Annotated in this window: 2 protein-coding genes; both read left to right on the top strand. The window is 61.6% G+C overall.

Annotation, left to right across the window (positions count from 1 at the left end):
* Positions 1 to 64: 64 nt before the first annotated feature.
* The gene (locus EPO09_RS00915) at positions 65 to 394 is read left to right on the top strand and encodes a hypothetical protein (protein WP_290639266.1); all 330 of its coding nucleotides are present in this window, start codon (positions 65 to 67) and stop codon (positions 392 to 394) included.
* 15 nt (positions 395 to 409) lie between these two features.
* Positions 410 to 1,441, top strand: coding sequence for a serine/threonine protein kinase (locus EPO09_RS00910; protein WP_290639264.1), 1,032 nt, complete (start codon positions 410 to 412; stop codon positions 1,439 to 1,441).
* The last annotated feature ends 272 nt before the right edge of the window (positions 1,442 to 1,713 follow it).

Below are 1,713 nucleotides of genomic sequence, written 5' to 3'. Positions count from 1 at the left end.
TCCCCCTCGGTTGCGGGTTAACCCTTTGCGAACTCAAGTGAAGTCAGTATCCTCTGGCGCCACTATGAATGCATTTGCCCCCCTCATCGGTGTCATGGTCCTGTCCTTTGTGCTGGTCACGAACTTCTTCGTGGCCGCATGGCGCTTGGGGGTCCTGCGCGCTTTCGGTCGTCGTCACCACCTCAACTGGCGCGCGCTGACGGCAGGCTCACTGGCCGCCTGCCTGCCCTTTGCTGGCGCCATACTGGCCTTGACGCTTGTTCCTTCTGACAATGGCGTGGACATCTCCTTGTCAGCCGGCCAACTGGCCATTCAACTGGCGGGCAGCGGCCTGATCATGCACCTCATCAACGATCAGCTTGTGCTCTGGGGTCGCCAGCAAACCCAGCTCTGATCGGTAAGATGGCGCATGCACGCCGATACCCCTTACGCCGATCTCACGCCCGACCTGGTTCTCGATGCACTTGAAGCGCTGGGGCAGCGCGTGGACGGACGGCTGCTGCAGTTGAACTCCTACGAAAACCGCGTCTTCCAGATCGGACTGGACAGCGGTGAATTCGTGGTCGCCAAGTTCTATCGCCCCGGTCGCTGGAGCGATGCGCAGATTCTGGAAGAGCACGCCTTCAGCCAGGAGTTGGTAGCGGCTGAGGTGCCCGCCGTGCCGCCCATCACGCTGCAAGCGATGCAAGCTGGCGCCAGCGTGTCAGGCCTGCCGCCCACACTGGGTCACTTCAAAGGCCATCGCGTGGCCGTCAGCCCACGTCGTGGCGGTCGCTCGCCGGAACTGGAAGACCCCGAAGTGCTCACCTGGCTGGGCCGTTTTCTGGCCAGACTGCACCTTGTCGGCGCGCAACGGCCCTTTACGCATCGGCTGAGCATGGGGGTTGAACAAACCGGGCGGCAAGCACGCCAGTGGCTGGCCGACAGCGAACACAGCCTGCCCATCGAACAACGTGCCAACTGGCTGGCTGCGGCAGATCAGGCGCTTGATCTGTGCCAACAAGCCTTCGATCGCGTTGACGGTCTGCGCCTGCGTCGCCTGCACGGCGACTGCCACCCGGGCAACATCCTGTGGACACCAGACGGCCCCCACTTCGTGGACCTCGATGACGCGTGCATGGGCCCTGCCATCCAGGATCTCTGGATGATGCTCAGTGGTGACGCCAGAGATCGCCAAAGCCAACTCAACGCCCTGCTGGACGGCTACGAATCAATGGCCGAGTTCGACTGGCGCGAACTCAAGTTGATCGAACCCTTGCGCACCCTGCGCATCATCCACCACAGCGCCTGGCTGGCTCGCCGTTGGCATGACCCGGCCTTCCCTGCAGCCTTCCCCTGGTTTGAATCTGGCACCTACTGGCAACAACAGCTTGACCTTTTGCGCCAGCAAATCGACGTCATGCAAACACCGGATGATCAGCCCGCCTGGATGCTGGACTGACTGGCGTCATCGATCAAACGCACGCCGCCCTTGGGGTTCGATGGCACCAACAGCGTGACGTTTGTCTCACCACACCGGATGGGGCATGGAGCGACTTCTGTCGCGCATAGTATGGTTTCAAGGTCATTCACACGGAGGGCCTTGATGGCCGTTGCAAAGACCGACTCATCTTCTTCCGGCCTCAGCGATTGGGCGCTGGAACTGGCAATTGGCCTGATCGTCATCGTGCTGGGCGCAGGCGTCTGGGCCTTTACCCACTTTGGTGAAAAGCA

This window comes from Aquabacterium sp., assembly GCF_004297345.1.
Lineage (GTDB): Bacteria > Pseudomonadota > Gammaproteobacteria > Burkholderiales > Burkholderiaceae_C > Aquabacterium.
Note: the sequence above shows the minus strand (reverse complement) of the source record. Positions and strands in the feature narration are given on the sequence as shown.